The organism is Gramella sp. MT6 (genome assembly GCF_019357415.1).
GTDB lineage: Bacteria > Bacteroidota > Bacteroidia > Flavobacteriales > Flavobacteriaceae > Christiangramia.
Genome location: NZ_CP048410.1, coordinates 3,385,232 through 3,411,008, shown reverse-complemented (window position 1 = coordinate 3,411,008; position 25,777 = coordinate 3,385,232). Strand labels below are relative to the sequence as shown.

Genomic DNA, 25,777 nt, shown 5'->3' with positions numbered 1-25,777 from the left:
AATAGCAAAAAAGGGGGCTACTTCAAATTGATTATGCAAAAAAGAAGGGATGTTTTTAGCATCCCTTTAATTTTATTCATAAAAATTTCTTCTTACTGCTTCTTTTTCAGCCATTTTCTAGCATTTACGAATCCTTCTAACCATGGAGAAACTTCGTCTTTTCTTCCTTTAGGATAATGAGCCCAGTTCCATTGAAAGGTAGATCGTTCTAAATGAGGCATCATTACAAGGTGTCTACCGGTGTCATCTGTTAAAACAGCCGTATTGAAGTGGGACCCATTTGGATTTGCAGGATAACCCTCATAACCGTATTTACCAACGATATTATATTTCTCCTCTTCATACGGAAAGCTGAATTTACCTTCCCCGTGAGCTGCCCAGATCCCGAGTTTCGAGCCGGCAAGAGTTGAAAGCATCACAGAATTATTTTCCTGAATTTCCACAGAAGTGAAATTACATTCAAATTTATGAGATTCATTATGTAGCATCTTTGGTTTCTGCTCATGATCTGGATTTATAAGTCCAAGTTCAATGAATAACTGGCAACCGTTACAAACTCCTAATGATAAAGTATCTTTTCTGGCAAAGAATTTATCGAGAGCTTCCTTGGCTTTTTCATTGTAAAGAAATGCTCCAGCCCATCCTTTAGCACTTCCCAGTACATCTGAGTTTGAGAAACCACCAACCGCTGCAATAAATTGAATATCTTCCAGAGTTTCACGACCGGTAATAAGATCTGTCATATGTACATCCTTAACATCAAATCCGGCTAAATACATAGCTCTGGCCATTTCACGTTCAGAATTCGATCCTTTTTCACGAATGATAGCCGCTTTAATTCTTGGTTTAGTTGAATCCAATTCAGGCAGTTTTCCTGTAAAATGTTCTGGAAACTTGAATTCCAGAGGCTGCTCTTTATAATTATGGTATCGTTCAGTAGCTTTGTCTATCCCGCTTTGTCTCTCATCAAGTAGGAAAGAAGTTTTGTACCAGGTGTCTCTTAATTCAGGAATATTGAAGCTTAGATCTGCTCCGAAATTTTTAATTCTTAGATCATTTCCTTCGGTTACCTTACCTATTTTGAAGAATTCTATTTTCTTTTCTTTAAGAATATCTTCTACCGAGCTGTCTTTTGCCTGGAAGATAATTCCACAGTTCTCATTGAAAAGAAGCTTTACAATATCTTTCTCATTAAGTGCAGAAAGATTGAGATCTGCGCTAAGATTAACGTCTGCAAAACACATTTCAAGAAGGGAAGTGATTAATCCTCCTGAAGCCACATCGTGACCTGCGAGGATTAGATCCTTTTTAACCAATTCCTGAATAGCGTTAAAAGCATCGGCGAATTTTTTGTCATCCTTTATCGTTGGCACTTCGCTACCAACTTTATTCAGGATCTGGGCAAAAGAAGATCCACCCAATTTAAAGTTATCCTGGGAAAGGTTAATATAATAGATATCCCCACCGTCTTTTTGAAGTACAGGCTCAACAACTTTAGTAATATCATTACAATGTCCTGCCGCCGATATTATTACGGTTCCCGGAGAAATTACTTCACCATCTTTATAGCGCTGTTTCATAGAAAGTGAATCCTTTCCAGTTGGAACATTGATACCTAGGGAAATGGCAAACTTTGAAACGCCTTCAACAGCTTCATATAATCTAGCATCTTCACCTTCATTGTTACAAGGCCACATCCAGTTCGCTGAAAGAGAAATTGATTTCAGACCTTTTTCCAATGGAGCCCACACTATATTCGATAAAGATTCTGCAATTGAATTTTTAGAGCCGGCAACCGGATCTACCAATGCGGAAACAGGGGAGTGGCCAATAGAAGTAGCTACACCTTCTTTTCCTTTATAATCCAACGCCATTACTCCACAGTTATTTAATGGTAACTGAAGCGGTCCGGCGGTTTGTTGTTTAGCAACCCTCCCAGAAACACAACGGTCAACTTTATTGGTCAACCAGTCCTTACAGGCTACAGCTTCTAATTGCAACAGTTGCTCCAGGTAATCATGAATTTTCGTTGTGTTATAGCTAACATTCTCGTATTCTCTTTTTACCTTTTTATCTGTCATTATCGTTTTTGGTGAACTACCAAACATATCTGATAGTTCAAGATCCATCGGCTTTTGTCCGGATTTTTCTCCTTCAAATGTAAATCGGTGATCACCAGTGACATTTCCAACTTCATACATTGGAGACCTTTCACGATCTGCTACTCTTTTTAATTGTGCAATTTGGGCCTCTCCAATTACAAGTCCCATTCTTTCCTGTGATTCGTTCCCAATGATCTCCTTTGCAGATAAAGTAGGATCTCCAACAGGTAAGGCATCAAGGTCTATCTTTCCACCTTTTTCTTCTACAAGCTCACTAAGACAGTTTAAGTGTCCGCCAGCACCGTGATCATGGATAGAAACGATAGGATTTTCATCACTTTCTACCATACCTCTAACAGCATTAGCAGCTCTTTTCTGCATCTCAGGATTAGAACGCTGAATAGCATTTAGCTCTATTCCGCTGGAAAATGCTCCAGTATCGGCAGAAGAAACGGCAGCTCCGCCCATCCCGATACGGTAATTTTCACCTCCCAGAACAACAATCTTATCACCTTTATTCGGTATATCTTTTAAAGCCTGATTTTCTTTTCCGTATCCAATACCACCCGCAAGCATAATAACTTTATCATATCCCAGGGAACGATCATGCTCAGAATGTTCAAAAGTAAGTACAGATCCAGAGATCAAAGGTTGCCCGAATTTATTTCCAAAATCTGATGCTCCGTTAGAAGCCTTTATAAGAATTTCCATTGGAGTCTGATACAGCCAGTCCCTTTCTTTCATTCCATTTTCCCATTTCCTGTCTTTATCAAGACGGGAATAAGAAGTCATGTAAACAGCAGTTCCAGCCAGGGGAAGTGACCCTTTACCACCGGCAAGCCTGTCGCGAATTTCACCACCGCTACCTGTAGCTGCGCCATTAAATGGCTCAACTGTAGTAGGGAAATTATGAGTTTCCGCTTTTAAGGAAATTACCGAATCAAAATCCTTGACCTGGTAATATTCAGGAACGTCTGGCGCTTTTGGAGCGAATTGTTCAACTTTAGGCCCTTTAATAAACGCAACATTATCCTTGTATGCGGAAACAATATCATTCGGATTTTCTTCGGAAGTCTTTCTTATAAGTTTAAAGAGAGAAGAAGGTTTTTCCTCGCCATCTATAACAAAGGTTCCATTGAAAATTTTATGGCGACAGTGTTCAGAATTTACCTGAGAGAAACCGAAAACTTCAGAGTCGGTAAGTTTGCGTCCTAATTTATCAGCCAGTCCTTCAAGATAAGCAACCTCTTCAGCATTTAATGCCAGACCTTCCTGCTGGTTATAGGCCGCTATATCATCAACCTCGACAATTGGCGCCGGATTAATATGAATATCAAAGATATCCTGATCTAACGCCTTATACTTTTGAGAAAGCATGGGGTCGAAATCATGAAAATGTTCATCGACTCTTAGAAATTCTTCAATTCTAATAAGCCCATGAATTCCCATGTTCTGGGTGATCTCAACCGCATTGGTACTCCAAGGAGTGATCATGGCTGCGCGAGGGCCAACAAAAAAATCTGCCAATGCAGATTTGTGAATTTGTTGCGTATTTCCAAAAAGCCAGTTTAGTTTAGAGATTTCCTGAGCTGAAAGTTCTGAGTGGGTTTCCACAGCAAAAACCTTTGTAGTTTGGTTTCCGAAGAAAAGGATCATTTAGGTTGTGTTTGTGTTGTTTTTTAAAGCCACAAATTTATGATTTTTTATCGGCTAGATTAAATAATTTAAGAAAGTTAAATTTATAATCATTAGAATATTCATTATCTTAATATGGTCAATCAAAAAATCTCATGCACATTAAACTATATATCATTTTGGTTATTGGAGTTCTCGGTTTTTTCGGGACGAATTCCTGTTCCTTAGTGGGTATAGATCCAGATGATATTGAATTAGTAGAAATGCGGGTAAATCATTATAAACAAACAGCTATAGGAGTAGGTCCTCAATTGGTATACCTGGTACAGGAAGAAGCGAAAATAGGCGATGAAGACTGGAATTATTTCTATGACGAAATTGAAGGTTTTGAATATGAATCTGGGTATATCTATGATTTGAAAGTGAGAAAAATTAAAATTCAGAACCCGCCTCAGGATGCTTCAGATACTAAATTTTTATTGCATAAGGTGATGTCTAAAGAGAGGGTAGATGAAGAGGAAACATTTGATATTAAACTAAAATGGGCAGGTAATAATTTTGTCCAAAATTCTGGACCTGGATATTCAATTCTAAATGAATATAATATAGAATGTGCAGAACTCTGTGAAGAATTGTCTCAGGATCTTGAAAATAATGAAGAATTAACTGGCACTTTTACTCATTTGGGAGATAACAGGCTCAAACTTATTTCAATTCAATAAAAAAGCGACCAAGCGGTCGCTTTTCTTTATTCTTTTTGTAATGATGCCATGTAAAAGCCATCATAACCGCTTTCACTGGAAAGAATACTTTTCTCTCTCAATAGTCTAAATTCTTTACCTGCTTCGGTCTTAAGGAATTTTTGAACTTGTTTTTGATTCTCAGATGGCAATACTGAACAGGTGGCATAAACCAGTTTTCCGCCTTTTTTCACGATCCTGGAATACTTTTCCAAAATTTCAAGCTGAGTGTTCCTTATCTTATCCAGAAAATCTGGTTGTAATTTCCATTTCGCATCTGGATTTCTACTAAGAACTCCCAGGCCGCTGCAAGGTGCATCAATTAGAACTCGATCTGCAGTACCATATAATTTTTTAATTACTTTGGTAGAATCGATGCTTCTGGTTTCCACGTTATGAGCGCCGGCACGTTTAGCTCGTCGCTTTAATTCTTTAAGTTTATTTCCATAGATATCCAATGCGATGATCTGCCCCTTATTCTCCATAAGCGCGGCAAGATGAAGCGTTTTCCCGCCAGCACCTGCACAGGTGTCTACAACGCGCATTCCTGGTTCTACATCAAGAAATTCTGCCACTCTTTGTGAACTGGCATCCTGAACTTCAAAAAAACCATCTTTAAATGCGTTAGTTCTGAATATATTAGCTCTTTCTTTAAGTTCAAGTGCCTCCGGGTAATTCCTGAGATTGGTAGTCTCTATACCTTCTTCTTTCAGCTTTTCAGCAAGTTCCTGAGGGTTGGTCTTTAATTTGTTAGCCCTTATCACTACAGGAGCCTGCTTGTTCAAAGCATGGATCTCATTGGTCCAGACTTTTTCTCCCAGCTCTTCTTCGCCAAGTTCATCCATCCAGTCTGGCACAGATTCCCTGAACTTTCTAATTTTACTTAGTTCATCGAACTTTCCTTTTATACGTCTTTCCGGAGTTTTCTCGAATTGCGGCCAGTCTGGGATCTCAATTCCTCTAAGTACACACCAAACCGCGAACATTCTAAAGAGGTCTTCTCTTTTAAATGGTTCTTTTACCTCAGCGATCTCGGCGTATAATCGCTTCCATCTCACAATATCATAAGTGGTTTCTGCGATAAAACTTCTATCGCGGGAGCCCCAACGTTTATCACGCTTCAATGTTTTTTCAATCACCTTATCGGCATAATTCCCTTCATTAAAAATTTCGGCTAAAGCATCAACGGTAGCAAAAACTAGATTCCTGTGTAGGCGCATAAATATTCTTTAAGGCGGCAAAGTTACGTTTTTTTGAAACGGATTAATTTATATTTGAATCAAATTCTGAATAGTTGGGCTTATGAAGGCCTGCAGCTAAAATGGACAATTTTATACTGGATATGAAAAGATAGAATCGTCCTTAAAATTGAAAATAAATGAAGAAAATAAGTTTTTTACTAATCTTATTAATCGTTGCCTGTAAGAACGATAAGCAGCAATCTGAAAACTTGGATACAATAAAAGATTCCAAGCCGTTTGAATCTGTAGAAGTTGAAGTGATCCTGGAAAACGATTCCTTAAGCATCCGTGCCATCGAGGTGATGGGAAATAGTCTGGCTTTCGCTGCAAATAACGGAACTTATGGTTTGTATAATTCCACCGAAGAGACCTGGAAGATCAACACGCAAAGTTTTGATACTATCAAACCTGAATTCAGAGCAGTGGCTAGTACTTCGAACGATTTTTTCATGTTAAGCGTTGCAAATCCGGCCTTGCTATATAAAACTGGTGATACAGGAAATATGGAAATGGTTTATAAAGAAGAGAATGAAAAAGTGTTCTATGATTCTATGGCATTCTGGAATGATGATGAAGGGATCGCTATGGGAGACCCGGTAGACAATTGTATTTCTATAATTATTACCAGGAACGGAGGTAAAAGTTGGAGAAAGATCGACTGTAAAGATCTGCCAGAATCAGCTGAAGGTGAAGCTGCTTTTGCGGCCAGCAATTCAAATATTGCCATACAGGGGGATAATACCTGGATATTGACGGGAGGTATGAGATCCAGGATCTTGTTTTCTCCTGATAAAGGAAGAAGCTGGGAAGTTTTCGAAACTCCTTTATTGCAGGGAGAGGCCACTACCGGCGGTTATAGTGTGGATTTTTATGATGAGAACAATGGAATTATTATCGGAGGAGATTATACAAAACCAGAGGGTAATAAGAGTAATAAGGCAATTACTAAAGATGGCGGAAGAACCTGGGAGCTAATCGCAGATAGTAAGGAACCGGGATATAAAAGTTCAGTGCGCTATGTTCCAAATTCTAATGCTAACGGCATAATTGCAACCGGATTTACCGGGATACATTACAGTCACAATGGCGGAAAGAACTGGAAGATGCTTTTAGATGAAGGTTTTTATACGTTAAGATTTATCAATGATAGCGTGGCATACGCAGCGGGAAAGGGGAGAGTAGCCAGACTAAAATTCAGGTAAAAAATAATCCGGCAAATAAAAACATCTGCCGGATTAACTACTAACTAACCAAAAAACTAAATATGAATAGTATTCTACTCACTACTATTTGAATCTTTCTGCTCTCTTTTTGAGCGATATTCCTTAATAAGCTTCTTATGGAATTCATCTTCAAGCTTATGAAGTTTAATAATATCTTTTGCTGAAATGATCTGTTTAAGATCTTTGAACAGCTCTTTCTTTATTTTATATTCTTCATTTTCTACGGAAAGGAATTCGTTTATGAGATTTTCAGCTTCATTTTCACTGATGCATTCTACATTTTTAAGATCTATGTGTTCGCGTTTATGTAGATTTCGTCTTTCCTTTTCGTATTTATTGTATATAGGCCAGAATTTTTCAGCTGTTTTTTCATCTAAATTGAGCTCCTGGGTGAAATAAGCCACCTTCAACGCTTTTATGCGTTCATGTTGGGCGTCTTTATCTTCTTCCTGTGAAATAACAGGTAGGGAAGTGAAAAGAATAAAAAATAATAAGATTAACTTTTTCATACTTATTCTAAAATTAAAGTAGGGTCTTCAATATTTTCGTCAATATATTCAAATACAGCTTCAGAATTAACCGCATTAAAATCTTCGTCGTTTACAAGTTGATTGCCGGTTAAAATAAAATCTGAATAGTCTGAAGTATTCAATTCAATATACCCCATGTCGTAACCCTCATCTATATAGTTTTCTAATGCAGAAACTTCTACATCATCCCATCCTAACGGTTCATTGATTCCCGAATCGAAAAAATTACCCAACAACATTACCAAAATTGCAGCAACAGCTGCCGCGTAAAATAAATATTCCTTTTTGAAAATATTTATAACTCGTGGTTTTTCAACTTGCGTTTTAGTGAGTATGGCTTCCTCAATCCCGTTGAAATATCCCTCAGGTGTGATGAACCCACTTTTTTGATTTACTAATTCAATAGATTCCTCGTTTTCGAGTTTGCGCATCATTTTATCTTCAAAACTCCCGAAGTAATCTTCTGGAACTTTGAAACCGGAATTCTGCGAATATTTTTTTCTATTGGTTTTCATTAATACTATGACATTATTTTTAGCTAAAGGTTTAATTTGATTTTAAATATTCCTCTATTTTTTTTGATGCAATATGGTAAGAAGCTTTAAGTGCTCCTTCACTGGTTTCCAGTATTTCGGCCATTTCACGGTATTTTAATTCTTCAAAATACTTCATATTAAAAACCTGTTGTTGTTTATCTGGAAGGGTAGCTATAGCTTTTTGTAGCTTTAATTGAATTTCGTCTCCTTCAAAATAAACATCGCTTTCCAGGTTATCAATGATCTGATTCTGTAATTCTTCAGATGTTATCTGCAATCTTCGGGCCTTATTATTTATAAATGTAATAGATTCATTTGTGGCGATACGATACATCCAGCTATAAAGTTTACTCTCTCCCTTAAACTGTTTAATGTTTCTGAAAATTTTTACGAAGGTATTTTGCAGAATATCATCTGTGTCATCATGGCTTTTAACCATATTTCTAATATGCCAGTAAAGCCTTTCTTTATATAATGATATGAGTTCCCGGAAAGCCTCCGGAGAAGTGGAGCTGTTCTGTAGTCTTTTTACTAATTGATCTTCCGAATTCTGCGACACAGGGATTTTAGTAGCTTTTTTATATGACGTAAAGGTATTGAAAAGGATAAAGTTTATAATATTAAAAATCAAATCTTGTACTGTAGGACTTTTTCACCAATTTCAACTCCATTTATCGATGAAATGCAAATAATAAGGATAAAAAGCTAAAATCTCTTGTTTGCTTCAGCAATTTCTTTATCTTTACAGCATCAGAATGATTTAATCTTTTTTTGCCCCAAACAAAATTGAATTGGATCGCATTATTTTCATTTGCCCCAAAGTGAAAATAATTATGTAAAAATGGATGATATTTAATTATATCATCCATTTTTTTATTTTTGCAAAAATTTAAATCAATATTTCTAATACCATGAAAACTAAAAGATTTATTAGCGCATTCGCCCTTTGTGCTAGTTTGATTATGTCATCCCAAGTAAATGCACAATCTGAAAATAATGTTGAAATAGGGGATGTTCTTAAAATTGGTAAGGCTGATAATTACCAGTACACTCATGTTGATTTTCCTAAACCAAATTTTATAATTAAAAAAGGTGGAATTGCGAATTATGACCAACTAAGTGGTACTTTGGTTGAAGTAACAAAAATCAGGAACAATGATAAGGGACAGACCACTATAATCTTAAAAAGGAGAGATGGTAAAAAGTTTTTTGGAAGCTTCTCTGAAATTAAAGCAGATTACCAGAAGGCCATAGCTTCTGCAGAATTAGTGGAGAATTAAAAAAAAAAGCCTGGTTAAATTCAGGCTTTTTTTTAATCGAAAGATTGCATTTCTACTAGTTTTTTGTAGGTGCCATTGGCTGCGATCAATTCCTGATGCCTGCCTTGTTCCACAATTTCACCACGTTGCATCACTACGATCTTATCTGCATTCTGAATTGTAGAAAGTCTGTGAGCGATCACCACCGAAGTACGGTTCTTCATCATATTTTCCAGTGCCTTTTGCACAAGTTTTTCACTTTCTGTGTCTAGAGCAGAAGTAGCTTCATCCAGGATCATTACCGGTGGATTTTTCAAAACAGCACGGGCGATAGAAAGACGTTGCTTCTGGCCACCACTTAGCTTATTTCCGCTGTCACCAATATTAGTGTCAAGAACTCCGGGCAATTCTTTAACGAACTCCCAGGCATTAGCAATCTTCAATGCATCAATGATCTCTTCATCGCTGGCATTCTCTTTCCCTAATGTGATATTATTTCTAATGGTATCATTAAAAAGTATAGAATCCTGAGTTACCAATCCCATGAGGTCTCTCAAGGAAGTTTTTTTAATCTGTCGTATGTCATTGCCATCTATCTTAATAGAACCCTTATCAACATCATAGAACCTGGTTATTAAATTGGCAATGGTTGACTTTCCAGATCCAGACTGTCCAACCAATGCTACCGTTTGACCTTTAGGAACAGTGACACTGAAGTTCTTTAGAACTTTTTCATTTTCATAACTGAAATCGATATTTTCAATGCTAATTTCAGAATTAAAATCTTTTTTGTCCAGTGCATTCGGAGCGTCGGTAATAGTAGAAGGAGTCTCTAATACCTCTAATATCCTTTCTGCTGCGGCATCTCCTTTCTTAACACTGTAAGTAGCTTTAGAAATTTGTTTTGCCGGTGTAAGGATATTGTAAGCCAAACCTAAAAAGGCAATAAAAGTGGCGGCATCAAGGCTTTCTTCAACCAGCACCATATTTCCACCAAACCATAGAATTATAACGATCACAAAGATACCGAGGAATTCACTGGTAGGGGAAGCCAGATTCTGTCGATTTACCAGTTTGTTCAGGATATTGTTCAACCTGTTAGTGGATTCCTGAAAACGATGGTAAAATTTTCTTTCGGCATTAAATCCCTTAACGATCTTTAGACTTGATAGAGTTTCCTCTACGATACTCAGGAAATGACCATTTTCTTCTTGCGCAAGATTGGATTGTTTTTTTAGTTGCTTACCTATGATCGAAATAACAAAACCTGCTACAGGAAGAAATATAAAGACAAATAGCGTAAGTTTAGCACTCATCAATAACATTGCTATGATGGTGAAGAGAATGGTTAAAGGTTCTCTCACGATCAATTCAAGTATAGAAAGAAATGAAGTTTGAACTTCATTTACATCTGCCGTAATTCTGGAAATGGTATCACCTTTTCTTTTTTCAGAAAAATAGGATACTGGTAATGCGAGTATCTTCTTGTAAACGGCATCCCTGAGATCTCTCAAAACTCCGTTACGCAGGAAAGTAAGAAAGAAGGAACTAAGATATCCGAAGAAGTTCTTTAAAAAGAATAACAGAACCACAATTCCGCAGATAAAGACCAATGCGGCCACTTCATCTTCATTTACCCGCTGAGTAACTTCATAATTAAAATAGTCTGATACATATTCTTTTGTCTTGTTCAGGCCTTCCCAAACAGGCTTTTTTGATACCCTTTTTGTTTTATCGAATAATACCTGGATGACCGGGATAAGAGCGATAAAGGAAAGTGTACTGAAAATTGCGTATAGAACGTTGCATATAATATTCAGTATCGCAAATCGCTTATATGGAATTGCGAATTGAAGTATTTTACGGAAATAGGTCATTTAAAAATAGTTAGCCCAGTTGTAATTCCTCTCTGATTCGGGCAATTTTATCACTCAATTTTTGATCCTGCTGCTCGTAATTCTCTACCGAGTCAAGATCTGTATTCACACTGATGTAGAATTTAATCTTAGGTTCTGTACCACTAGGCCTGGCTGCGATCTTGGTTCCGCTTTCAGTGTAATAAATGAGCACATTTGATTTTGGAATATCTATTGTATTTTCAGTGCGATCTTGCAGGTTTTTGGCGATAGAAGAATTATAATCTTCAATAAGCACAACCTTTTCACCGTCTATTTCCTCCCAGGGATTTTCACGTAGGTCGATCAACATTTGTTTGATCTCCTTTTCGCCTTCGATACCTTTTTTGACCAGGGAGATCAATTCTTCCTTATAAAGACCGTACTGAGTATAAAGCTGAAGCAATTTATTATAGAAAGAATTACCTTCTCCTTTCATTTTCGCAGCGATCTCGCAAGCGAGTAGGGTAGCGGTTACCGCATCTTTATCACGTACAAAATCCCCGACCATATAACCGAAACTTTCTTCCCCGCCGCCAATAAAATCTAATTCAGGGTGATCTTTGATGAGTTTTGCAATCCATTTGAAGCCTGTCAATACTTCTTTATATTCCACTCCGTAATCCTCAGTAAGATTTTTAAGCATTGGGGTGGAAACGATGGTAGAGGCAACAAATTCATTACCCTTAAGTTTATTTGAATTTTTCCATTCTTCCAGAAGGAACCAGGTCATAACAAGCATGGTCTGATTTCCATTAAGAAGTATCATTTCACCATTAAGATCCCGAACCGCCACACCAAGACGATCACAATCTGGATCTGTACCAATAACAATATCTGCATTTTCTTTTTCTGCAATTTCCAGGGCCATTTTTAAAGCTTCCGGCTCTTCAGGATTTGGAGATTTCACCGTAGGGAAATTGCCATTAGGTTTTCTCTGTTCTTCTACGATATGAACATTGGTAAAACCAGCATTTTCCAATACCTCGGGAACCATAGTAATCGAGGTGCCGTGTAAGGAGGTAAATACGACCTTAAGATTCTCTCGGGCTGAAGCTGGAGTGTCAAAACTTCCATTTTTAACTGAAGCTTCGGCAAATGCCTTATCTACTTCGCTATCAATTTTTACGATCAGATCTTCATTCGCATCAAACTTAATTGCGCTGTAATCCAGATTATTAATTACTTCTATTACTTCTGAATCCTGTGGCGGAACTAATTGACCTCCATCTTCCCAGTAAACTTTGTATCCATTGTATTCCGGTGGATTATGACTTGCAGTCAATACAATTCCACACTGGCAATCCAGATGCTTAACAGCAAAAGAAAGTTCAGGGGTTGGCCTTAATTCTGAAAAAAGAAAAACCTTAATGCCGTTTGCAGAAAATACATCTGCAACAATTTTAGCTAGTTCCTGGCTGTTATTACGACAATCATATGCTATAGCTACTTTAATTTCCTTATTCGGAAATGACTTTTTCAGGTAATTTGAAAGCCCCTGGGTGTTCTTCCCTAAAGTATATTTATTTATGCGGTTAGTTCCCACACCCATAACTCCACGCATTCCCCCGGTTCCGAATTCAGCATTTTTATAAAAGCTTTCCTCCAGTTCTTTAGGGTTCTCATCTATAAGTCTTTTAATTTCAGACCTGGTGTCATTATCAAATATATCGGTAAGCCATTCTTCAGCTTTCTGAAGAATTTCAGGTTTGTTTGTAGCCATAATCAGATTGTTTTGCTGAACAAAAATAATGATTAAAACCAGAATGCTCCTAAATATTAGGAGTGGTTTTCTTTATTAAATAACGTTCTTTATCTCGTTTAGACCTTAGAATTAATTCGCCAAGGAATCCTGCCAGGAAAAATTGAGTCCCTATAACCATTACGATAAGAGCAATATAGAACCATGGGTTGTCTACAACAAGTATGTTGGGGATGCCATGGTATAATTTATAGAGTTTTGATAGACCTATCCATCCTGCAGTGACGAAACCAATAATGAACATCAATACGCCGAGGGCCCCAAAAAGGTGCATAGGCCTTCGGCCAAATTTGGATAAGAACCAGATACTTATGAGATCTAAAAATCCGTATATGAAACGGTTAATTCCAAATTTCGTTGTACCGTATTTCCTGGCCTGGTGTTGAACTTCTTTTTCGGTTATCTTATAAAACCCGGCATTCTTGGCGAGAACAGGAATGTACCTGTGCATTTCGCCATAAACGTCTATATTTTTAATGACCTCTTTACGGTATGCTTTTAGTCCGCAATTAAAATCATGCAATTTAACCCCTGAAGTTTTTCTCGCCGCGGCGTTGAAAAGTTTTGAAGGGAGGTTCTTGGTAATCACATTATCGTAACGCTTCTTTTTCCATCCAGAAACGAGGTCGTTATCATCCTTCATGATCATATCATAAAGCTCAGGGATCTCTTCAGGATTATCCTGTAGATCTGCATCCATGGTGATCACTACGTCTCCTCCGGCCTTTAAAAAACCCGCATGCAGGGCCTGCGATTTTCCATAATTACGATTAAAACGAATACCTTTTACCCTGTCATCATTTTCAGATAAGGCCTCGATCGTTTTCCAGGAGCCATCGGTACTCCCGTCATCAATGAAAATAATCTCGTAAGAAAAGGAATTGGACCGTAAAACCTTTACGATCCAATTATATAATTCTACTAGAGATTGTTCCTCGTTTAAAAGTGGTATAACTACCGATATCTGCATTGCTTATGCTTTATCTATCCTAGAGCAGGATCTTGTTTTTTCAGAATCGCTCCAGTGATCAAAGATATAAGTAATCCGAAGAATAAACTTGATACCAGCGTCATTGTTGAAAAAAACCATGGTTTCATTGTGAATTCGGTCATCTTCATAGTGTCGCTTATCTGCTTATCACTCATGCCCTGGTCTGACATATTTTGATAGGATGTTTCCTTAACCATTTCAATGAATTCTGGATAAACAAAGCTATAATGAATATAGGCATAGATAGCAGCTACAAGACCGCCCACGGCAGCCGTAGCCAATCCAACCTTTAAGGCTTCCTTTATGCTCAGGTAATTATTATTCTTGGATTTGTAGTTATTAATAGCTAAAGCTAAGATCGCAATCGTAACAAGAATGTTTACAACGCCAATGATCCAGTTATCCTGAGAGATATTAAATGCATAGATCAAAACAAGCACTAAAACTGAATAGGCAGCAAGCAATAACCCATATGTATAGGCAATTGATTTAATTGAAGGTGAATTGTCCATTATTTGTTGAAGTTTGATTAGTTTAGCAGTTAGTTAACAAATATAGGAAAACGTTACATTCTTAATTGCAGAAAAAGTTTTTGTAAATTTGTTTGTAATTGAGAAGTTATTATTTAAATTTGCACCTCGAAAATTAAAAGATCAAAGCGATGAAGCAGGGAATCCATCCGGAAAATTATAGACTGGTAGCTTTTAAAGATATGTCTAACGAAGATGTATTTATTACAAAGTCTACAGCAAAGACAAAAGAAAGTATTGAAGTTGACGGAACAGAATACCCGTTGGTAAAACTGGAAATTTCCAGAACTTCTCACCCATACTACACAGGGCAGACTAAGCTTGTGGATAGTGCTGGTAGAATTGATAAATTCAAGAACAAATACTCAAAATTCAAGAAAAAATAATTTTTCCTGTTTTTATAGATATACAAAGCCGCTTTTTAGCGGCTTTTTTATGTTGTTGATTTTAGTATAAATCCTTTATAGTTCTTCAGGAACTATTAATTTTGACAAAATTTCAAAGATGATGAATTATATTCTTTTTGATGGTCCTCAAAGAAATGACCTTCTTCCTTTTACTTTCACCAGGCCGGTTGCAGATATACGTATAGGCGTACTTACCATAAGAGAGAAGTGGGAAAATTTACTTGAAGAAAGAACTTCAACTAAAACGGAAGATCACCTTGCTGGAAAATGGCCTTTAAAGGTTTCTGAAAAGAATATTCTAATAGATTCATCTGTCATTCCAACCAAAAGTCTGGTAGAAAAGATCGTCTCTTTAAATTCCAATGAAAAGCTTATTAAAGGCGATAAGCTTATTGCTTATTTCCAAAGTGGCGAGAAAAATATTGATGTTTCTTCCCTGGAACCGATAAATTTCGAGGAAGAGATTTTAACAGTAGACAACACCTGGGATATATTTTCAAAGAACGGAGAAGCAATAGAGCTTGATTTTGAAATGATTACAAAAGGTAGGAGTTCTGCTAAAATTGATGATTCTAATTTTGTTAAAGCTGTAGAGAACATTTTCATTGAAGAAGGTGCAGTGGTTGAAAATTGCTCTTTAAATGCATCTTCAGGTCCTATTTATATTGGTAAGAATGCTACTATCATGGAGGGTTCTTTAATCAGAGGACCTTTCGCAATTTGCCAGGGTGCGATCATTAAAATGGGCGCTAAGATCTATGGTCCAACTACGGTGGGCCCTTATTGTAAAGTAGGAGGAGAAGTGAATAATTCAGTTTTCTTCCAGAATTCGAATAAAGGTCATGACGGCTTTCTGGGTAATTCTGTCCTTGGTGAGTGGTGCAATATTGGAGCAGATTCGAATAACTCCAATCTGAAGAACAACTATGCCGAGGTAAGGTTGTGGAACTATAATACCGAGAATTTTGCCAGAACAGGTTTACAGTTCTGCGGTCTCATTATGGGTGATCATAGTAAATGTGGGATTAATACCATGTTCAATACTGGAACTGTTGTTGGAGTAAGCGCAAATATCTTTGGAAGTGGTTTTCCTAGAAATTTTATTCCAGGTTTTAGCTGGGGTGGAAGTGCAGGAACAACAACATACAAACTTGAAAAAGCATTGGAAACAATGGAGTTGGTGATGAAAAGGCGTGATGTGGAGCTGACATCGCACGACCGGGATATATTAAAGCATGCTTTTGACTATTCGGCTAAATGGAGAAAAGCCTAAAATTTCAGAAGGGTGACCAATAGAATGAGACATATAAAAAGTATTGCAGAGATCAGTAAAACTCTGTAATGCTTTTTTTTATGCGTAGCAATGATCTGTTGGCGGAACTGTTCCAGGTCTTCTTCAGTGATGCGGCTTCTTTGCATGATGCCTTTGAATTTCCTTTCAGAATTATTTAAAGCGGAGTTCTTTGCTTTACTTTCCAAATCCATGTTGGCGGGATTTGCGCGGCCAAAATCCATAATGTTCTTGTCTAAAAAAGAGTTTGAATATACGAAAAAATGTCCAATTATCTTCTAAGATTCACAGTCTCTTTTAATTACAATGTCCTCATCATTTTACAGAAACATTTTAAACTGGTATCTTTGCAGCCCCAATCTCAAGGTTGGATCTTAAATGAGGGATTATGGACGCAAAGAAAGTCGCATTTTATACATTGGGTTGCAAACTCAATTTTTCTGAAACATCAACTATAGCAAGGTCTTTCGAAAATGAGGGATTTGAAAGAGTGGATTTTTCAGAAGAGGCAGATATATATGTAATAAATACCTGTTCTGTAACCGAAAATGCAGACAAGCGTTTTAAGACCATTGTGAAGCAGGCGCAGAAGGCCAATGAAGATGCTTTTCTAATTGCTGTTGGTTGTTATGCCCAATTAAAGCCTGAAGAGCTGGCTGCAATAGATGGAGTGGATCTTGTTCTTGGTGCCACTGAAAAATTCAAGATCACAGATTATCTTAATGATCTTACTAAAAATGATCATGGTGAAGTTCATTCATGTGAGATCAACGAAGCCGATTTCTATGTTGGTTCCTATTCAATTGGAGATCGAACCAGGGCTTTTTTAAAAGTTCAGGATGGTTGTGATTATAAATGTACTTATTGTACAATACCGTTGGCTCGTGGAATCTCGAGAAGTGATAAGCTGGAGAATGTATTAAATAATGCAGCTGAAATTTCTGAACAGGGAATTAAAGAGATCGTTCTAACAGGAGTGAATATAGGGGATTACGGAAAAGGTGAATTCGGTAATAAAAAACACGAGCATACCTTTTTAGACCTGGTAAAAGCCCTGGATGAAGTTGACGGAATAGAAAGATTAAGAATTTCTTCTATAGAGCCGAACTTGCTTAAAAACGAAACTATAGATTTTGTATCCCAGAGCAGGACCTTTGTACCTCATTTCCATATTCCTCTTCAAAGTGGAAGTGATGAGATCCTGAAGCTTATGAGAAGGCGATATATGAGCGATCTCTATGTGGACAGGGTTCGCCGAATAAGAGAGGTAATGCCGAATGCTTGTATAGGTGTTGATGTTATCATTGGTTTTCCAGGAGAAACAGATGAACACTTTCTGGAAACTTATAATTTTCTAAATGAATTAGATATTTCCTATTTACATGTGTTTACCTATTCTGAAAGGGATAATACTCCGGCTGCAGAAATGGAAGGTGTAGTTTCAACGAAGGTTCGTAAAAAAAGAAGTAAGATGCTTCGCGGTCTTTCCGCTAAAAAGCGACGCGCCTTTTATGAAAGTCAGTTAGGAAATACCTGCACTGTGTTATTTGAAGGCGAGAATAAGGAGGGCTATATTCACGGGTTTACAGAAAACTACGTAAAAGTTAAAGCACCCTGGGATCCAGGTAAAGTAAACACCCTTCAGAAAATTAAATTAACTGAAATAGATGAAGATGGGCTGGTTAGGTTTGAAGAAGTACCAGCGGCAGTGGCAGTTTAAATATTCATACCTACAGGTAGAAGTTCTTTATATTTTCTTCGGTTTTTTCTCATAAAACCGGCAACTTCAGGGCTTGTAGGAACTACACTTGTATTTCTTTCTTTAATTTCAGCAAGTACTGCAACAATAAAGTCTTCCTGTCTGTGTTCAGTTCCATCAGGCATTCTCATTTTTGTTAAGAAGATCTTTCTTTCCTGTTGAGAATATTCAATGGTCGCTAAAGTACCGTTGATAGTAGTTTCAAATTGCCTTTGAAATTCATTGTCTGTAATTACTAAATCTTCCTTGCTCATTTCTTTAAATTTTAGTTCATAGATACTTCAATAAGAAGCACTTTTGAAGGTTTTTTGAACCCCATGGAAATTTTATCTGTTTCCCAAATTCCAATGGCATCACGTTTCTTAAGCAATGTATCTGCAACATTGGCTTCACCTTCGATAAGAAAAACATAAACCCCGTGGTGTTCATTCTTTAATACATACTCAATTTTCCTGCCAGTCTCAAAATCACCTAAATGCAAATAGGCTTGCTGGTTAATAAAAAGGGAGTTATTAGATTGATCAGACCTTGGAGAAACTACATTTATAAGCTGGTTCTCTTTCATAAGATCTGAAAAATCTTTCTGGTCATATCTAGGCTCTAAACCGTTCTTTTTTGGAAAGATCCATATCTGTAACAAATTCAGTTCTTCGTTGGAGGAATTGAATTCACTGTGTTCAACTCCCGTTCCAGCACTCATAACCTGAACCTCACCGGCTTTTATCACAGCGTTGTGGTTCATGGAATCTTTATGTCTTATTTCACCTTTTAAAGGAATAGAAATAATTTCCATGTTCTTATGTGGATGAGTGCCAAAGCCCTTTCCTGCTTTTACAAGGTCATCATTTAGAACCCTTAATTGCCCGAATTGGACTTTATTTGGATCAAAAAAATTAGCGAAGCTGAATGAATAATTAGCGTCGAGCCAGCCGTAATTGGCTTTCCCCCGCGAAACTGCAGGATGAAATACTTTTTCCATTTTTTGTGGCTTGGTAAATTTGAAAGTCAAGTATTATGCAGTAATTTTGATTGTTAAATTTACAACTAAATGCCAGCAATCTTTGTTATATACATGTTAAAATGAACCAGGAACAAAAGCTTACCCATGTGTATTTAATGCCTGGTATGGCAGCCGATTCTGCGATCTTTGAGAATATTTCTCTTCCAGAAGATGAATTCAAGGTTCATCCTCTTAAATGGGAGATACCTCATGTTGACGAAAGTCTTGAGAAATATGCTAAAAGAATACTGAGATATGTTAAACATTCTGAACCCGTGTTAATAGGTGTATCCTTTGGCGGGGTAATTGTACAGGAAATGGCAAAGTATATAGAGGTTGAGAGGCTTATAATTATATCCAGCGTAAAATGTAGCGACGAATTACCTCCCAGAATGAAATTTGCCTCAAAAACGGGTCTATTTAAACTTATACCGACCGGTCTGGCAGATTATGTAGATTACTTTGAGAAGATCGCCGTGGGAGATTTTCTAAAGAAACGGGCCAGGTTGTATAAGCAATACATCTCTATTACAGATAAGCAGTACCTCAATTGGGCGATAAAGAATATGGTTAATTGGAAATGTGATAGACCCGATGAAAAAGTGATTCATATTCATGGAGATCGGGATGAGGTTTTTCCTATAAAAAATATTCATGGAGCAATTAAGATAAAAGGGGGAACCCATATAATGATTATCAATCGTTTCCGTTGGTTTAATGAGAATCTACCCGAATTGATTAGTACCGGGAAATTAAAAAAGAAAGAACAAACAAAACAAGTTAATTAGCTATGAAAATATTAAAAAGTGCTTTACTGGTTGTTGGGTTATTAACGATATGCGCTGTAAGCATTAATGCGGTGCAGCGTGGAGATAGCGAAAGTTCAGTAGAGAAAATGATGAAAGTGAATGTAGATGATAAGAGTGTTGCAGATTCCTACAATATTAAAGCCCTTCCTATGCCAGATAATCTCAGTTTCGCAGGCGAAGGAGTTCCTCTCGAAGATCCGGATATCTACGAAAGAATGGATCGTGAGCTACTTGTAAATACCTATTGGCAGTCTAACGCCTTATTATTGATAAAAAGAGCGAATAAGTATTTTCCGGTGATCGAGCCTATTCTTAAAGAAGAAGGAGTGCCAGATGATCTTAAATACCTCGCAGTTATAGAAAGTGGACTTACTCAGGCAGTTTCTCCGGCCAAGGCAGTTGGTTTCTGGCAAATTATGGAGGGTACAGGTAAAGATTATGGTCTTGAGATCAATGCGAATGTTGATGAAAGATACCATATCGAGAAATCAACCAGGGTAGCGGCAGATTATTTAAAAAAGGCAAAAGAAAGGTTTGGTTCCTGGACTTTGGCAGCTGCTTCATACAATGCTGGTCAATATGGTGTAGATAAGCAGTTGGAAAGACAAAAGGTTGATGATTATTACGACCTTTTACTTGGTGAGGAAACCGGGAGATATGTTTTCAGGATACTTGCATTGAAAGAGATTATGAATCATCCTGAGAAATACGGATTTAATTTTGAAGAATCAGATCTTTACAAGCATATTCCGGTTGCAAAGGTTAAAGTAGATACAGTGGTTAAAGATTTCCCTGATTTCGCGGCCAAATTCGGGATCAATTATAAGATATTAAAGGTGCATAATCCTTGGCTTCGAGATGATCACCTTAAGAATGCTTCGGGAAAAACCTACTTCATCGACATTCCTGAAAAAGGTAATTATCCTGAAATAAATTAAATATCATTATTCAGCCTGAACGTTGTCTGCGTAAATTCCTTCATATCCCTTAATCAGGTTTTGGGAAATAGAAGTTTCAAGAGCGATATAATTTTCACGGTAAGCGGTTTCCTCTTCGGTTTGCAGGGGAGGAAAAACGCTTCTTAGTATATCCATGATCTTTTTATCACCAGAGATAAGGAAACAGGTTGGAAGGCCTAGGGAGTGTTTTAATTGCTTAACAACGTAAGCTCCGTTGTTCTGACTTTCATCTACATAAACCACTGAAATATTAGTAGAGAATTTCTCTGCTAATTCACGTACTTTATCGCGCTTGTCCCAGAATAAGACTACAAAGTCTATTTTATCTTTGTAGGCTTTTGCCAGTTCGTTAATCGCTGGGATCTCACCCTTGCTGGGAACACACCAGGAAGCGTAAGTAATAAGAAACACCGGTTTTTTATAATCATAAAGTGCTACTTCCTTCTTTTTTAAATTTCTAAACTTGAAATTGTCCATATAAGAACCTTCAAGATGGGTGCTGGTGAAATTTTCAAAAAGTTCTTTTCCTTTTTCGTAGTCATTGAATCGATAAGCGAGATCAGCTTTTCTATTATAATCTGAAAGATGGAAATATAAGGCCTCAGAAAAATAGGTCTTTTCCTGCAGCTCTTGCTGAGAAAATACGGTGGGGCCAATAAATAGAAAAACTAGTAATAGTTTTTTCATGTAATTTTTGGGGCTGGTTTTGTCAAAAGTATATCAGCTTTTTCTTACACGAAAAAAATATCGTTAAAGTACCTATTTATTAGGCAAAAGAGTAAATGTTATTAAAATGTTTATAAGTGGAGCTTCTAGATCTTTTTCATTTGCTCTTTCATCATACGTATCTGATCGTTCATCATACCATGCTTATCAAGCTTTTTTGCTTCATTTAAAAGCATGGTGGCCTCACGTTTTCTACGCTTGGTCATGGCAATCCCTGCCAGGTTCAATTTAGCCATAGCAAGATCATGATCCATGGAAAGACCGAGTTTAAGTGCCCTTTTAAAGAATTTTTCGGCCTGGGTGATATTGGTTTGGGAAACCATAAGGCCATGAAGATACCAATAATAACCCTGTTGCTTTTGAACCAGGGCCTTTTCAGGATCTTTAATTTTATCAAGCCACCTTTTAGCGCCAGGGAAATCCTGCTTCCTTAATTTTAGAAAAGCGAGTAGAATCATTTCATTTTTGAAATAAAGAAAAATGAACATTCCGGCCAGTAAGATCAGCGCAATGCCATTTCCAATCTCTCCTTCAATGAATTGCCAGACCGCTGATGCAAGTATTAAACCGGCTAAAACTAACTTGATATTTTTGTTGAACATTATTTATCTAATTTTTCCAGGCGGCAAAGGTAATAAAAACAATTAAAAATTATTTTAATTTAGTATTTGCAGTACTTAAAAAGCTTTGTATATTTGCACGCAGTTTTAAAGACAGACAAAACGAATTTACAGAAGATAAAAGATATTCACAATGAAAAGAACGTTTCAACCATCTAAAAGGAAAAGAAAAAATAAGCACGGATTCAGAGAGCGTATGGCTAGTGCTAACGGAAGAAAAGTCCTTGCTCGAAGAAGAGCTAAAGGTAGAAAGAAATTATCTGTATCTTCTGAAAACAGACATAAACACTAATGAAAATCAGTGTTCGAAATAATAAAGGTGTTACTTTTTAAGTAACGCCTTTTTTTATACCCAGACGCTTCTTATTTTTAGCCCTAACACAACGTAACGCAAACACAACACATTATTATGCCAAAAAACAACGACATTAAATGCGTTTTAATTATAGGATCTGGACCAATTGTTATAGGACAGGCCTGTGAATTTGATTATTCCGGAACCCAATCTTTACGCTCATTAAGAGAGGACGGAATTAAAACAATACTGATAAATTCGAACCCTGCAACTATCATGACCGACCCATCCATGGCCGATCATGTGTATTTAAAACCCCTTACCACAAAATCTTTAGTAGAGATACTAAAGGATCATCCCGAAATTGATGCGGTGCTTCCTACCATGGGAGGGCAAACTGCTCTTAACCTTTGTATTGAAGCAGATGAGAAAGGGATTTGGTCTGATTTCAACGTGAAGTTGATTGGTGTTGATATAGACGCGATCAATATTTGTGAAGATAGAGAGCAGTTCAAACAACTAATGGGTAGAATTGGGATTCCTGTTGCTCCGGCAAAAACCGTTACTTCTTATTTACAAGGAAAAGAAGTTGCCCAGGAATTTGGGTATCCACTTGTAATTAGAGCATCATTTACCCTTGGGGGAGGTGGGGCCGGATTTGTTCATCGTGCTGAAGATTTTGACGAGATGTTGACCTACGGGCTGGAAACTTCTCCAATTCACGAGGTTTTGATCGATAAGGCATTACTGGGTTGGAAAGAATATGAGGTTGAATTACTACGTGACAAGAACGATAATGTTGTGATTATCTGTACCGTCGAAAATATGGATCCTATGGGGATTCATACTGGAGATTCTATCACAGTTGCTCCTGCTATGACGCTAAGCGATAAGGCATTCCAGAGAATGAGGGATATGGCCATCAAAATGATGCGTAGTATCGGAGACTTTGCGGGAGGATGTAATGTACAGTTCGCAGTAAGCCCAGATGAAAAAGAAGACATTTATGCTATCGAGATTAACCCTCGTGTTTCCAGGTCTTCTGCGTTAGCTTCTAAGGCTACCGGATACCCAATTGCAAAGATCGCTACCAAACTTGCTCTAGGCTATAATCTAGATGAGCTGGATAACCAGATCACCAAATCTACTTCCGCTTTATTTGAACCTTCATTGGATTACGTGATCGTAAAGATACCACGTTGGAATTTCGATAAATTTGAAGGAGCAGATCGCACTTTAGGCCTTCAGATGAAATCTGTTGGAGAGGTAATGGGAATAGGAAGATCTTTCCAGGAAGCGCTTCATAAAGCCACCCAGTCGCTGGAAATCAAAAGAAATGGTTTAGGTGCAGATGGTAAGGGTTATAAGGATTATGACCAGATCATAGATAAGTTAACAAATCCAAGCTGGGATAGGGTTTTTGTGATCTATGATGCTATACAGATGGGGATTCCACTTAGCAGGATACATGAGATCACCAAGATCGACATGTGGTTCTTAAAGCAATATGAAGAACTTCATGCTCTTGATAATGAAATTTCAAAATTTGATATCAACTCACTTCCTAAAGATCTACTCTTAGAGGCGAAACAGAAAGGTTTTGCAGACAGGCAAATTGCTCATATGCTGGATTGTCTGGAAAGTGAAGTATACAACAAGCGTGAGGAACTGGGAGTTAATCGAGTATATAAACTGGTTGATACCTGTGCGGCTGAATTCAAAGCGGAAACTCCATATTATTATTCAACTTTTGAAGAAGGAATTCAATCTAAAGAAGGTGAATTCTATACTGCAAATGAGAGCCAGGTTTCAGACCGAAAAAAGATTATCGTTCTTGGATCTGGTCCTAATAGAATAGGGCAGGGGATTGAATTTGATTATAGCTGTGTGCATGGGGTACTTGCGGCTTCAGAATGTGGCTACGAAACGATCATGATCAACTGTAACCCTGAAACGGTTTCTACAGATTTTGATACTGCAGACAAATTATACTTTGAGCCGGTTTTTTGGGAGCATATATATGACATTATCAGGCATGAAAAGCCGGAAGGTGTTATCGTGCAATTAGGAGGTCAAACTGCTCTTAAACTTGCTGAAAAGCTTCACAGGTATGGTGTGAAGATCATGGGAACAAGTTTTGAAGCCCTGGATCTTGCAGAAGACAGAGGTAGTTTCTCTAAACTGCTTCAGGCACATGATATTCCTTATCCAGATTTCGGAACAGCAGAGAATGCAGAGGAGGCACTTGCCCTGGCAGATGAACTTGATTTCCCAATCCTGGTAAGACCATCTTATGTTCTTGGAGGTCAGGGAATGAAGATTGTGATTAATAAAGATGAGCTTGAAGAGCATGTAGTAGATCTTTTAAGAAAGATCCCTAACAATAAGCTTCTTCTTGATCATTACCTTGATGGGGCTATAGAAGCTGAAGCCGATGCAATTTGCGATGGTGAAGATGTTTACATCATAGGGATCATGGAGCATATCGAGCCATGTGGAATCCACTCAGGAGATTCCAACGCGCTGCTTCCTCCATTTAACCTTGGAGACCTGGTGATGCAACAGATCAAGGATCACACGAAAAAGATCGCTCTTGCCTTAAACACTGTAGGTTTGATCAATATTCAGTTTGCTATCAAAGATGACAAGGTCTTTATTATTGAAGCAAATCCTAGAGCATCGAGAACAGTTCCTTTTATTGCCAAGGCATACAAGGAGCCATATGTGAACTATGCAACTAAAGTGATGCTTGGAGCCAAGAAGGTGAAAGACTTTACATTCAATCCTCAGTTGGAAGGTTATGCGATTAAGCAACCGGTGTTCTCTTTCAATAAATTCCAGAAAGTGAACAAGCAACTAGGGCCTGAGATGAAGAGTACTGGAGAAAGTATCCTCTTTATTGATAGTTTAAAAGATGATGAATTCTACGATCTTTATTCAAGAAGGAAGATGTACTTAAGTAAATAATATATTTTCAAATTTGTAAAAAGTCATTTCGACTGAATTGAGATCCAACTTTTATGTATCTCGGTTCTATTGAAATGACTTTTTTCTTTAATATGCTTTTATGAAAGAATTGGTATTGATCATTGGTGGTATTTATGGTGGCCTTTCGGTTATTTTAGGAGCTTTCGGGGCTCATGCCCTTAAGAAAAAGTTTAATGAAGATCAGCTTAAAAGTTTTGAAACCGGTGTGAAATACCAGATGTACCATGCTATTGTACTAATAATCTGTGGAATTACTTTTCCTTTTCTTTCTGGGTTGCAAATTGTGATGGCCTGGTGTTTTATTATCGGAATTCTACTTTTTTCTTTCAGTATTTATGGGTTAACCTGGAATTCTTCCAGAGGAAAAAAGATTAAAATTTTGGGGCCAATCACGCCGCTAGGAGGTCTTTTGCTGGTAGCAGGTTGGGTTTTATTGACAATTAATCTGGCCAATATCGCGATGTATCTTAATCCTTAGG

At 37.4% G+C, this 25,777-nt stretch carries 25 protein-coding genes; 11 read left to right on the top strand and 14 right to left on the bottom strand.

The window, feature by feature from the left end; genetic code table 11:
* Nucleotides 1-92 precede the first annotated feature (92 nt).
* Nucleotides 93-3,758 (bottom strand): phosphoribosylformylglycinamidine synthase, encoded by a 3,666-nt coding sequence (purL, locus tag G3I01_RS15430; protein WP_219549320.1) that lies wholly within the window; start codon nucleotides 3,756-3,758, stop codon nucleotides 93-95.
* A gap of 134 nt (nucleotides 3,759-3,892) precedes the next feature.
* On the opposite strand from purL, the gene G3I01_RS15425 reads away from it, so the two are divergent.
* A complete protein-coding gene (locus G3I01_RS15425) occupies nucleotides 3,893-4,459 on the top strand; it encodes a DUF4377 domain-containing protein (protein WP_219549318.1) in 567 nt (188 codons plus the stop codon).
* A 26-nt stretch (nucleotides 4,460-4,485) separates the two neighbouring features.
* Here the strand turns inward: G3I01_RS15425 and G3I01_RS15420 are convergent, their stop codons facing one another.
* On the bottom strand, nucleotides 4,486-5,697 hold the full coding sequence (locus G3I01_RS15420) for a methyltransferase domain-containing protein (RefSeq protein WP_219549316.1): 1,212 nt from the start codon (nucleotides 5,695-5,697) through the stop codon (nucleotides 4,486-4,488).
* A 158-nt stretch (nucleotides 5,698-5,855) separates the two neighbouring features.
* Between G3I01_RS15420 and G3I01_RS15415 the strand changes: the two genes are divergently transcribed.
* Nucleotides 5,856-6,920, top strand: a complete 1,065-nt coding sequence (locus tag G3I01_RS15415) for an oxidoreductase (RefSeq protein ID WP_219549314.1) — start codon at nucleotides 5,856-5,858, stop codon at nucleotides 6,918-6,920.
* A gap of 74 nt (nucleotides 6,921-6,994) precedes the next feature.
* Here G3I01_RS15415 and G3I01_RS15410 read toward each other — a convergent pair whose 3' ends face one another.
* Genes G3I01_RS15410 through G3I01_RS15400 form a run of 3 tightly spaced genes read right to left on the bottom strand, consistent with a single transcriptional unit; the run spans nucleotide 6,995 to nucleotide 8,566 of the window.
* Entirely contained in the window at nucleotides 6,995-7,450 is a 456-nt protein-coding gene (locus tag G3I01_RS15410) for a hypothetical protein (protein WP_219549312.1), read from the bottom strand.
* 2 nt (nucleotides 7,451-7,452) lie between these two features.
* Nucleotides 7,453-7,986 carry a hypothetical protein gene (locus G3I01_RS15405; protein WP_219549310.1) on the bottom strand — a complete coding sequence of 178 codons (534 nt, stop codon included), beginning with the start codon at nucleotides 7,984-7,986 and terminating at the stop codon, nucleotides 7,453-7,455.
* 31 nt (nucleotides 7,987-8,017) lie between these two features.
* Nucleotides 8,018-8,566 carry an RNA polymerase sigma factor gene (locus tag G3I01_RS15400; protein ID WP_219549308.1) on the bottom strand — a complete coding sequence of 183 codons (549 nt, stop codon included), beginning with the start codon at nucleotides 8,564-8,566 and terminating at the stop codon, nucleotides 8,018-8,020.
* Between the two features lie 352 nt (nucleotides 8,567-8,918).
* Between G3I01_RS15400 and G3I01_RS15395 the strand changes: the two genes are divergently transcribed.
* Entirely contained in the window at nucleotides 8,919-9,287 is a 369-nt protein-coding gene (locus G3I01_RS15395; RefSeq protein ID WP_219549306.1) for a hypothetical protein, read from the top strand.
* Nucleotides 9,288-9,319: 32 nt separating this feature from the next.
* On the opposite strand, the gene G3I01_RS15390 is transcribed toward G3I01_RS15395, so the two are convergent.
* Genes G3I01_RS15390 through G3I01_RS15375 form a run of 4 tightly spaced genes read right to left on the bottom strand, consistent with a single transcriptional unit; the run spans nucleotide 9,320 to nucleotide 14,426 of the window.
* Nucleotides 9,320-11,143: an ABC transporter ATP-binding protein gene (locus G3I01_RS15390; protein ID WP_219549305.1), complete on the bottom strand. Its 1,824-nt coding sequence runs from the start codon at nucleotides 11,141-11,143 to the stop codon at nucleotides 9,320-9,322.
* Nucleotides 11,144-11,153: 10 nt separating this feature from the next.
* Nucleotides 11,154-12,884, bottom strand: coding sequence for a phospho-sugar mutase (locus tag G3I01_RS15385; protein ID WP_219549303.1), 1,731 nt, complete (start codon nucleotides 12,882-12,884; stop codon nucleotides 11,154-11,156).
* A gap of 49 nt (nucleotides 12,885-12,933) precedes the next feature.
* Nucleotides 12,934-13,893, bottom strand: coding sequence for a glycosyltransferase family 2 protein (locus G3I01_RS15380; protein ID WP_219549301.1), 960 nt, complete (start codon nucleotides 13,891-13,893; stop codon nucleotides 12,934-12,936).
* Between the two features lie 14 nt (nucleotides 13,894-13,907).
* Nucleotides 13,908-14,426: a DUF4199 domain-containing protein gene (locus G3I01_RS15375; RefSeq protein ID WP_219549299.1), complete on the bottom strand. Its 519-nt coding sequence runs from the start codon at nucleotides 14,424-14,426 to the stop codon at nucleotides 13,908-13,910.
* A 149-nt stretch (nucleotides 14,427-14,575) separates the two neighbouring features.
* Between G3I01_RS15375 and G3I01_RS15370 the strand changes: the two genes are divergently transcribed.
* Nucleotides 14,576-14,830, top strand: a complete 255-nt coding sequence (locus G3I01_RS15370) for a type B 50S ribosomal protein L31 (RefSeq protein WP_108171751.1) — start codon at nucleotides 14,576-14,578, stop codon at nucleotides 14,828-14,830.
* Between the two features lie 121 nt (nucleotides 14,831-14,951).
* Nucleotides 14,952-16,124 (top strand): GlmU family protein, encoded by a 1,173-nt coding sequence (locus G3I01_RS15365; protein WP_219552849.1) that lies wholly within the window; start codon nucleotides 14,952-14,954, stop codon nucleotides 16,122-16,124.
* Here the strand turns inward: G3I01_RS15365 and G3I01_RS15360 are convergent.
* Entirely contained in the window at nucleotides 16,121-16,336 is a 216-nt protein-coding gene (locus G3I01_RS15360; protein ID WP_219549297.1) for a hypothetical protein, read from the bottom strand. The genes G3I01_RS15365 and G3I01_RS15360 overlap by 4 nt on opposite strands.
* A 194-nt stretch (nucleotides 16,337-16,530) precedes the next feature.
* On the opposite strand from G3I01_RS15360, the gene mtaB reads away from it, so the two are divergent.
* A complete protein-coding gene (gene mtaB / locus G3I01_RS15355; protein ID WP_219549295.1) occupies nucleotides 16,531-17,862 on the top strand; it encodes a tRNA (N(6)-L-threonylcarbamoyladenosine(37)-C(2))-methylthiotransferase MtaB in 1,332 nt (443 codons plus the stop codon).
* On the opposite strand, the gene G3I01_RS15350 is transcribed toward mtaB, so the two are convergent.
* Both G3I01_RS15350 and G3I01_RS15345 read right to left on the bottom strand, forming a co-directional pair.
* Nucleotides 17,859-18,155 (bottom strand): N-acetyltransferase, encoded by a 297-nt coding sequence (locus G3I01_RS15350; RefSeq protein WP_219549293.1) that lies wholly within the window; start codon nucleotides 18,153-18,155, stop codon nucleotides 17,859-17,861. The genes mtaB and G3I01_RS15350 overlap by 4 nt on opposite strands.
* A gap of 11 nt (nucleotides 18,156-18,166) precedes the next feature.
* Nucleotides 18,167-18,880 (bottom strand): pirin family protein, encoded by a 714-nt coding sequence (locus G3I01_RS15345; RefSeq protein WP_219549291.1) that lies wholly within the window; start codon nucleotides 18,878-18,880, stop codon nucleotides 18,167-18,169.
* 101 nt (nucleotides 18,881-18,981) lie between these two features.
* Between G3I01_RS15345 and G3I01_RS15340 the strand changes: the two genes are divergently transcribed.
* Together G3I01_RS15340 and G3I01_RS15335 are read left to right on the top strand one after the other, a co-directional pair.
* On the top strand, nucleotides 18,982-19,689 hold the full coding sequence (locus G3I01_RS15340) for an alpha/beta hydrolase (RefSeq protein ID WP_219549289.1): 708 nt from the start codon (nucleotides 18,982-18,984) through the stop codon (nucleotides 19,687-19,689).
* A gap of 2 nt (nucleotides 19,690-19,691) precedes the next feature.
* Nucleotides 19,692-20,648 (top strand): lytic transglycosylase domain-containing protein, encoded by a 957-nt coding sequence (locus tag G3I01_RS15335; protein WP_219549287.1) that lies wholly within the window; start codon nucleotides 19,692-19,694, stop codon nucleotides 20,646-20,648.
* Between the two features lie 6 nt (nucleotides 20,649-20,654).
* On the opposite strand, the gene G3I01_RS15330 is transcribed toward G3I01_RS15335, so the two are convergent.
* Entirely contained in the window at nucleotides 20,655-21,356 is a 702-nt protein-coding gene (locus tag G3I01_RS15330; protein ID WP_219549285.1) for a TlpA disulfide reductase family protein, read from the bottom strand.
* A 125-nt stretch (nucleotides 21,357-21,481) separates the two neighbouring features.
* Nucleotides 21,482-21,997: a DUF2892 domain-containing protein gene (locus tag G3I01_RS15325; RefSeq protein ID WP_219549283.1), complete on the bottom strand. Its 516-nt coding sequence runs from the start codon at nucleotides 21,995-21,997 to the stop codon at nucleotides 21,482-21,484.
* A gap of 151 nt (nucleotides 21,998-22,148) precedes the next feature.
* Between G3I01_RS15325 and rpmH the strand changes: the two genes are divergently transcribed.
* The 3 genes from rpmH (at nucleotide 22,149) to G3I01_RS15310 (ending at nucleotide 25,776) form a co-directional block, all read left to right on the top strand.
* The gene (rpmH, locus tag G3I01_RS15320) at nucleotides 22,149-22,307 is read left to right on the top strand and encodes a 50S ribosomal protein L34 (RefSeq protein WP_011708966.1); all 159 of its coding nucleotides are present in this window, start codon (nucleotides 22,149-22,151) and stop codon (nucleotides 22,305-22,307) included.
* Between the two features lie 117 nt (nucleotides 22,308-22,424).
* Nucleotides 22,425-25,277 (top strand): carbamoyl-phosphate synthase large subunit, encoded by a 2,853-nt coding sequence (gene carB, locus G3I01_RS15315; RefSeq protein WP_219549281.1) that lies wholly within the window; start codon nucleotides 22,425-22,427, stop codon nucleotides 25,275-25,277.
* Nucleotides 25,278-25,377: 100 nt separating this feature from the next.
* Nucleotides 25,378-25,776, top strand: coding sequence for a DUF423 domain-containing protein (locus G3I01_RS15310; RefSeq protein WP_219549273.1), 399 nt, complete (start codon nucleotides 25,378-25,380; stop codon nucleotides 25,774-25,776).
* The last annotated feature ends 1 nt before the right edge of the window (nucleotide 25,777 follow it).